This window comes from Altererythrobacter sp. (assembly GCF_050299635.1).
Classification (GTDB): Bacteria; Pseudomonadota; Alphaproteobacteria; order Sphingomonadales; family Sphingomonadaceae; genus Erythrobacter.
On record NZ_JBNKWF010000030.1, the window covers coordinates 23,018 to 30,052 of the forward strand.

9 protein-coding genes are annotated in these 7,035 nt (G+C 60.1%); 2 read left to right on the top strand and 7 right to left on the bottom strand.

The features are described 5' to 3' along the window. Nucleotides 1-28: 28 nt before the first annotated feature. Both ACQY6C_RS13480 and ACQY6C_RS13485 read left to right on the top strand, forming a co-directional pair. The gene (locus ACQY6C_RS13480; RefSeq protein WP_427969576.1) at nucleotides 29-460 is read left to right on the top strand and encodes a Fur family transcriptional regulator; all 432 of its coding nucleotides are present in this window, start codon (nucleotides 29-31) and stop codon (nucleotides 458-460) included. Next, nucleotides 423-1,310, top strand: a complete 888-nt coding sequence (locus tag ACQY6C_RS13485; RefSeq protein WP_427969578.1) for a lysophospholipid acyltransferase family protein — start codon at nucleotides 423-425, stop codon at nucleotides 1,308-1,310. The genes ACQY6C_RS13480 and ACQY6C_RS13485 overlap by 38 nt, the downstream gene beginning before the upstream one ends. Before the next feature lie 9 nt (nucleotides 1,311-1,319). On the opposite strand, the gene ACQY6C_RS13490 is transcribed toward ACQY6C_RS13485, so the two are convergent. From ACQY6C_RS13490 to ACQY6C_RS13520, 7 genes are all read right to left on the bottom strand, one after another. Next, nucleotides 1,320-2,204, bottom strand: coding sequence for a LysR substrate-binding domain-containing protein (locus ACQY6C_RS13490; RefSeq protein ID WP_427969580.1), 885 nt, complete (start codon nucleotides 2,202-2,204; stop codon nucleotides 1,320-1,322). A 67-nt stretch (nucleotides 2,205-2,271) separates the two neighbouring features. Continuing rightward, nucleotides 2,272-3,207 (bottom strand): hemolysin family protein, encoded by a 936-nt coding sequence (locus tag ACQY6C_RS13495; RefSeq protein WP_427969582.1) that lies wholly within the window; start codon nucleotides 3,205-3,207, stop codon nucleotides 2,272-2,274. Between the two features lie 22 nt (nucleotides 3,208-3,229). Then, nucleotides 3,230-3,733 (bottom strand): rRNA maturation RNase YbeY, encoded by a 504-nt coding sequence (gene ybeY / locus ACQY6C_RS13500; protein WP_427969584.1) that lies wholly within the window; start codon nucleotides 3,731-3,733, stop codon nucleotides 3,230-3,232. Between the two features lie 258 nt (nucleotides 3,734-3,991). After that, complete coding sequence (locus ACQY6C_RS13505) at nucleotides 3,992-4,450, bottom strand: hypothetical protein (RefSeq protein ID WP_427969586.1); 459 nt, start codon at nucleotides 4,448-4,450, stop codon at nucleotides 3,992-3,994. Between the two features lie 168 nt (nucleotides 4,451-4,618). Further along, the gene (locus tag ACQY6C_RS13510) at nucleotides 4,619-5,074 is read right to left on the bottom strand and encodes a hypothetical protein (protein ID WP_427969588.1); all 456 of its coding nucleotides are present in this window, start codon (nucleotides 5,072-5,074) and stop codon (nucleotides 4,619-4,621) included. Nucleotides 5,075-5,132: 58 nt separating this feature from the next. Then, complete coding sequence (locus tag ACQY6C_RS13515; protein ID WP_427969590.1) at nucleotides 5,133-6,164, bottom strand: PhoH family protein; 1,032 nt, start codon at nucleotides 6,162-6,164, stop codon at nucleotides 5,133-5,135. Nucleotides 6,165-6,282: 118 nt separating this feature from the next. Beyond that, the coding region (locus ACQY6C_RS13520) for a MiaB/RimO family radical SAM methylthiotransferase (RefSeq protein WP_427969592.1) at nucleotides 6,283-7,035 on the bottom strand (753 nt) is incomplete at its 5' end.

Consider the following 7,035-nt stretch of genomic DNA (forward strand, 5'->3'; position numbering starts at 1 on the left):
TGGAGCGCTATTCATTCAGGGGCGAATTTTGCACCAACAGATCGACCTCGAACAACTTTGTGCCGACAAGGGGCTGCGGATCACCGAACAGCGCCGCATCATTGCGCGCGTCCTGTCGGAAAGCGAAGATCATCCCGATGTCGAGCAGTTGCACGAGCGCGCGTCGAAGATCGATCCCAAGATCTCGATCGCTACAGTCTATCGCACGGTGCGCCTGTTCGAAGACGCTGGCATTCTCGACCGGCATGATTTTGGCGACGGCCGCGCACGCTATGAAGCGGCGCCGGAAGCACATCACGATCACCTGATCGATGTCGAAACCGGCAAGGTCGTCGAATTCGTCGATCCGGAACTGGAAGCGTTGCAGCGCCAGATTGCCGAGAAACTGGGATATCGCCTGGTAGACCACCGAATGGAGCTCTATGGCGTCAGGCTCTCCAGAGAACCGCGCGACGACTGAAGCCGAACTACGCGAAGCCGCCACGCGCGGCGAACCCACGCCCATATCCGTGGCGGGATGGCTGCGCCTTTCCTTGCGCGTATTCCTCTTGGTCGCGGCCTTGGTGGTGCTTGTTCCATTGCACTACCTCTATCGACTTTTCGCCTACGGATCCCCCTTCCCCAAGCTCTTCCTCCGTTTCGCAACCGCGGTTTGCGGCGCAAAAGTGGAACGGATCGGCGTTCCTCTGCGGCGCGACGTCTTCTTCATCGCCAACCATGTTTCCTGGATAGATATCCTTGCCCTTGCAGGTGCGAGCGGCACCGCCTTCGTCGCCAAGGCGGAATTGGGAGAGGTGCCGGTGGTTGGCTGGCTCTCCCGGCTTAACCGGACCGTTTTCGTAAAGCGGGAGAACCGGCTTGGCGTTGCCGAACAGATCAATTCGCTACGCGAAGCCCTGGCCGACAATTGGTCGGTCGCGGTCTTTCCCGAAGGCACTGTGACCGACGGCCATTCGCTGCTGCCGTTCAAGACGAGCATGCTGACCGTGCTCGATCCGCCTCCGCCCGGCGTCTATGTCCAGCCGGTCATGCTGCATTACGGCGCAATCGCCGAATGGATCGGCTGGGTCGGTGACGAAAGCGGGCTCAACAACGCCAAGCGCGTGCTGGCGCACAAGGGCCGCTTCACGCTTCAGGTCCACTTCCTCGAGCCTTTCAGCCCGGGAGAGTTTCGCGGGCGCAAGGCGATCGGAACAGAAGCCCGCCGCAGGATCGAAGAGGCATTGGTCGCGGCCCTTGGCAAGCCGTTGCGCGACTATCGCTATTCGGTAGATCCGGTGCGCTACAAACCCCCGACGCCGGTCGAATAGGCCAGGCTATTACAGCCCTGCGCTGACCAGCCAATCGTGGAACAGCCGCACCGGGCGCTGCTCAAGCGCAGTCGGCTTGCAGACGAACCAGTAGCTGTAGGGGCTTTCGACTTCGACGTCGTAGAGGTCGATCAGGCGATCGTCGTTCGCACGGCGCATATGATCATCGTGCATGATCGCAATCCCGAGCCCTTGGGCCGCGGCTTCCAGCATCAACTGCCCCGAATCGAAATGGTCGATTGCAGCCGGCTCAAGATCATCGAGCTTCAGCGCCGACTTCCAGGCTTCGAAACTGGCGGGCAGTTCGTTGTGAATCAGGAAGGTCTGCTTGGCGAGCCTGTCCTTGTCCACTTCACTGCCCAGCAAGTCCGCGACCTGCCTGTTGGCGATGGCATGAACCATGTTGTGATCGAGGCGAATCGCGTGCAGCCCCTTTTCCGGTCCGCGCGAAAGGATGATCGCCGCATCGAGCGTGTCGCCCACCCGGTCTTCGAGATGGGGGCCCGTGTCGATATCGATATGCAGCAGCGGGTGGCGCTTGCGCAATTCGCCCAGGCGCGGAAACAGCCGCTGGCTGCCGAACAGCGGCAAGACGCCCAGATGCAGACGCAGCAGCGAGATATTGTCCGACTGGTTCTCGACCGCCCTGGTCAGCGCTTCGAGATGCGGATTGACCGCTTCATAGAACGCCTGCCCTTCATCGGTCAGCTGCATCGACTGGCGAGCGCGCGTGAACAGCTTCTTGCCGACGAATTCCTCGAGATTGCTGATTCGCCGGGACAATGCGGAGGGACTGAGGCCGATTTCCTCCGCAGCGGCGCGCGCCGATCCCAGGCGCACAGTCCGCATGAAGGCTTCCAGCGCTCGAAGCGGGGGGAGACGACGCGTTGGCATGGTTCAGATCATTGCGTGGTGCAGCGCAATATGTCGAGATGAAAGTTGCAAGGAATCGAACGTGAGTTCAGTTTTTTTGGTCAGAGCTTGCAGATTCCGCCTGGTCGGGCGCGTGCAGCCGCAAGCGCGTGACATGCGTCTCATCGCCCGCAGTCACTTCGATTCTCCAGCCGCTGGGGTGTTCCACCACCGTACCGACCGGGGGCACCTGTTCGGCAAGCACGAAGGCGAGACCGCCCAGCGTGTCGACCGATTCCTCGACTTCCGCCAGCCGCGGATCGACCATATCCGCCACATCCTCCAGCTCGGCACGGGCATCGCAATCCCATAATCCGTCACCGATCGAAACGATCAGCGCTTCGGGAGTCTCGTCATGCTCGTCTTCGATCTCGCCGACGATCTCCTCGACCAGATCCTCGATCGTGATCAGGCCATCCGTTCCGGAAAACTCGTCCAGCACGATGGCAAGGTGAACCCGCCGCGAGCGCATATCCGCCAGCACATCCAGCGCGCCGCGCACTTGCGGCACATAGAGCGGTTGGCGCATCAGCGTGGTCCAGTCCGCAGGCGGCGCCTTGCCGCTTGCGAGATAGGGAAACACGTCCTTGATGTGGATCATCCCGATCACTTCGTCGAGCGTGTCGCGATAGACCGGCATGCGCGAATGGCCGTTCTCGCTGAAGGCCGAAACCAGTTCTTCCCAGCTAATCGAAGCATCGACCGCCACGATTTCACTGCGCGGCACGGCGACATCGTCAGCATCGTGTTCGCTGAAATGCAGCAGGTTGCGGAGCATCTGGCGCTCGACCGAAGAAAGGTCGCCGCCGCCCGCGCTTTCATTGGGTGCGGTTTCGCCGTTCTCGCCCTCATGCTCGTCGATTGCTTCTTCGAGCTGCGCACGCAGAGAACGATCGCCGTCACCGACTCTCAGGATTTTCCGGATTGCGAGCCATAGCCCGCTGCTACTGTCCGCGTCTCCAGCGGAAGATTGGGGATCGGGCATGGCCCTTACTCAGGTGCTCCTTTCATGTGCGATCCCCATATGGGTCCGCGATAGCCAGTTTTGCAAGCGCTGCAATCTCCATCGCCTCCATCTTTTCCGCATCTTCGTCAGACTTGACGTGATCGTGCCCTGCCAGGTGGAGCAGGCCGTGGACGATCAGATGCGCGGCATGATGCTCGAGGCTGATGCCCTTCTCCGCCGCTTCGCGTACGCAGGTTTCATGCGCCAGGGCGATATCGCCCAACATTTCGGGCAGGCCTTCCTCGGGATCGAGATGGACCAGATCGACCCGTTCCAGCATCGGGAAGGAGAGCACATTGGTCGGCTTGTCACGCTCGCGCCATTCGCGGTTGAGGGCGTGTACTTCTGCGTCGGAGGTGAACAGCAGGCTGACCGTCAGGCGCGGGTTGGCAAGCGCGGGCTCGATGGCCGCCACCGCCTCCGCCGCGCGGGTAGCCAATGCTTCCCAATCGGCCCAATCGCTTGCGGGAGGGGGCCAATCCTCAATGTCCATTTCCAGCTGCATCAGAACGCTCGGCCAATTACTCGATTCGTCGCACCTGAAGCACGGATGGAACGCATGGAACAGGGTTCAAAGGAAGAAATCCCGCCGCTTTCAGCTTGCGGACTAAAGGCGAAAGAACGGGGCAAAGGCGAAGGCTGGCTCATCCCCCGCATCTAGCGCGGAGAGCGCGGGTAGGAAAGGAGTGGGGTTGGAGAATGAAATGTCCGGAAGTGGGTGGAAAGCGGACACTTCAAAGTCGATGAAACTTCAGCGCTTCGCCTAAAGTTCATTCGCCTTCTTGCAATCGCCCCAAAGCTGCACGTCCCTGAGGCTATATTGAAGCGAACCTGAGCGGGTGAAATCCCATACGGCTAGGGCCAATTGAGCATCCCGTGGTCGGTCGAGCCACTTCAGCAGACCACTTCCACCATACCCATCACTTGCGGATTGAGTGAATAATAGCCGCCCTTCGAGTTCCTTGGGATACTTGATCTCAATCACATCGCCAGTCTTTGGCTTCCGGCCTTCAGGAGCCTTGAGATAGACTGTCATTGTTGGGGCAATTCGATTGCCAAACTCATCAATCGGATTACCGAACTGTTCCATTGGTAACATCTCACAGACATCTGTCGCCCCGAGATTTGCGAGGTTTTGCTCGTGGGTATGATTTGAAGCATCGAATGAGCTGAAGTGCGGAGCGAGATGTGGCCAGCCCAGAAGAGCTATTGCGCCAGCCATTGCAGCAAATGCTAGCACCCGTGCAAGTTGTCTGCGCTTTGAGGCACCCTCCGACATATACGAAGTCTCAATCCGAATGTTCAATAAGTCAACGTCAGCAATTGGGTCGTTAGCGGCCGTTCGCAGATTTTCGCGACCAAATGGCAGCTATTGAGTGGAAAGCGGACATCAACGAATTGGCGGGCCAAGCCATTTTCCAACAGGCTTGAACTTGCGTTTCATTCTGTAACGTTCAAACCCTCCATTCTCGAGAGTGCCCCACTCTGAAGTCCGCCGCATCAAATCTGGGCGCAGAACTATCTCGCCATCATCATATGCCAGGTGCCCTTGAACGTAAAAATCAGCGACTGCGAGGTGGCTCCAGCTCTTCTCACCTGAGAAAAGTTTTGGAACGACTTTAGGATCAATTTCGATGATTCTGCCACATCTGTAATCAGTGAAATATACTCCGCCGCCGTGAGGAACGGCCATCACATCGATAATTTCGCCACGCCACGACACGTTCAGACCCTGCCAAAAATGCCGGTTCTGGGGCATTTGGCAGATGTTTGTTGGTGGCGATGCGCAACCAAAGCAAATCGCCACTAAAATGACAGTCGATAAGGTTCGGCTAAGATTGCGCACAGACGCAGCTTAACGGATTGCAGAACGTCCGCAATCGGGTCGTTAGCGGACCTACGCTCTACTCCCCCGTCCCCTCATAGGCCTCAACGATCCGGCCCACGATCGGGTGGCGCACCACGTCGGCCGCGGTGAAGCGCGAAACGGCGATGCCTTCCACACCCTCCAGCTTGTTCACCGCATCGGCCAATCCGCTCATGCTGTCGCCGCCGGGAATATCGACCTGCTTGGGATCGCCGCACACCACCATGCGGCTGTTCTGCCCGAAGCGGGTGAGGAACATCTTCATCTGCTCGCGCGTGGTGTTCTGCGCCTCGTCGAGGATGATAAACGCGTTGTTGAGGGTGCGCCCGCGCATGAAGGCCAGCGGTGCGACCTCGATGATGTTGCGGTCGATGTACTTGTTGACGGTTTCGAAGCCGAGCATCTCGTACAGCGCGTCGTACAGCGGCCGCAGGTAGGGGTCGATCTTCTGCGCGAGGTCGCCGGGCAGGAAGCCGAGCCGCTCGCCCGCCACGACCGCAGGCCGCGACAGGATCAGCCGCTGCACGCTGCCGGTGATGAGCTGGCTGACCGCCTGCGCCACCGCGAGATAGGTCTTGCCCGTGCCCGCCGGGCCGAGCGCGAAGATGATATCCTCGCGCGCGAGCTGGTGCATATAGGGGATCTGCCCGGCGCTGCGCGGCACGATCGTCTTGCGCCGCGTGCGGATCATGATCGGAGGCGTGTCTTTCTCCCCCGTGATGATCCCTTCCAGCGTCGGTTCGTTCGACATGGCGATGAGCGATTCGATCGCGCCCGCGTCGAGATCCTGCCCCATAGCCAGCCGGTCATACATGGTCTGGAGCACGTCGCGTGCGCGGGCCACGCTGTCTTCGGGCCCTTCGATCAGCACCTTGTCGCCGCGCGCGTGGATGAACACGCCCAGCCGGTTCTCGACCTGCACCAGGTTTGCGTCAAACTGTCCGAAAAGCGCGCCCAGGAGCGACTGGTCTTCGAAGCTCAGCTCCGCCTTGGCGCGACGGTGTTCGCGGATGACGACGGGATCGGGCGAAATCGCCGGATCGGCTGCTTTGCTTGGCTTACGGCCCATATATGCTCGGCGCGTTCCTTTCGACTCTATGGATCAAATCTAGGGCGGATTGCGCACGAAGCAAGCAAGACACCGTCATATGGCGGTGGAAAGTCATCCAGTTGTCGTGGAAGTGTGGTCAGGCCGCGACAGTTTCGCGCAGCACGCCCTTGATCGAATTGGGCCCCGCTTCGGCGAGGGTGACGCTCACAAGATCGCCGATTTCGCAGCTTCCCTCGAACCAGACGCTTTGCAGCCAGGGCGATTTGCCGAGCCATTGCCCCGCGTGCTTGCCCTTGCGCTCGACCAGCACGTCGCAGACCTTGCCCACGCTGGCCTGATTGAAAGCGAGCTGGTCGCGGTTGAGCGCGGATTGCAGGCGTTGGAGTCGCTCGTCCATCACCTCTACCGGAACCTGATTGTCCATCGTCGCAGCGGGCGTGCCGGGGCGGGCCGAATATTTGAAGCTATAGGCCTGCGCATATTGGACTTCATCGACGAGCTTGAGCGTCTCTTCGAACTCGGCCTCGCTCTCGCCCGGAAAACCGACGATGAAATCGCCGCTCAATGCAATGTCCGGGCGGGCTTCACGGAAACGTTCGAGCAGGCGGAGGTAGCTTTCCGCCGTGTGGCTGCGGTTCATCGCCTTGAGCACCCGGTCGGAGCCGCTCTGCACCGGTAGATGCAGATAGGGCATCAGCTTGTCGACCTCGCCATGCGCGGCGATCAGCGCGTCGTCCATGTCCATTGGATGGCTGGTGGTATAGCGAATTCGCTCCAACCCATCGACCTCGGCCAGCGCGTGGATCAGGCCCGCAAGGCCGACGCCTGCGCCCTTGTCATCTTCGCCCGACCAGGCATTGACGTTCTGGCCCAGCAGCGTGATTTCGCG

Coding starts and splice junctions, on each gene's coding strand:
- ACQY6C_RS13515 (WP_427969590.1), bottom strand. CDS start 6,164: ATGGGCCGTAAGCCAAGCAAAGCAGCCGATCCGGCGATTTCGCCCGAT.
- ybeY (WP_427969584.1), bottom strand. CDS start 3,733: ATGCAGCTGGAAATGGACATTGAGGATTGGCCCCCTCCCGCAAGCGAT.
- ACQY6C_RS13505 (WP_427969586.1), bottom strand. CDS start 4,450: ATGGCTGGCGCAATAGCTCTTCTGGGCTGGCCACATCTCGCTCCGCAC.
- ACQY6C_RS13490 (WP_427969580.1), bottom strand. CDS start 2,204: ATGCCAACGCGTCGTCTCCCCCCGCTTCGAGCGCTGGAAGCCTTCATG.
- ACQY6C_RS13485 (WP_427969578.1), top strand. CDS start 423: ATGGCGTCAGGCTCTCCAGAGAACCGCGCGACGACTGAAGCCGAACTA.
- ACQY6C_RS13495 (WP_427969582.1), bottom strand. CDS start 3,207: ATGCCCGATCCCCAATCTTCCGCTGGAGACGCGGACAGTAGCAGCGGG.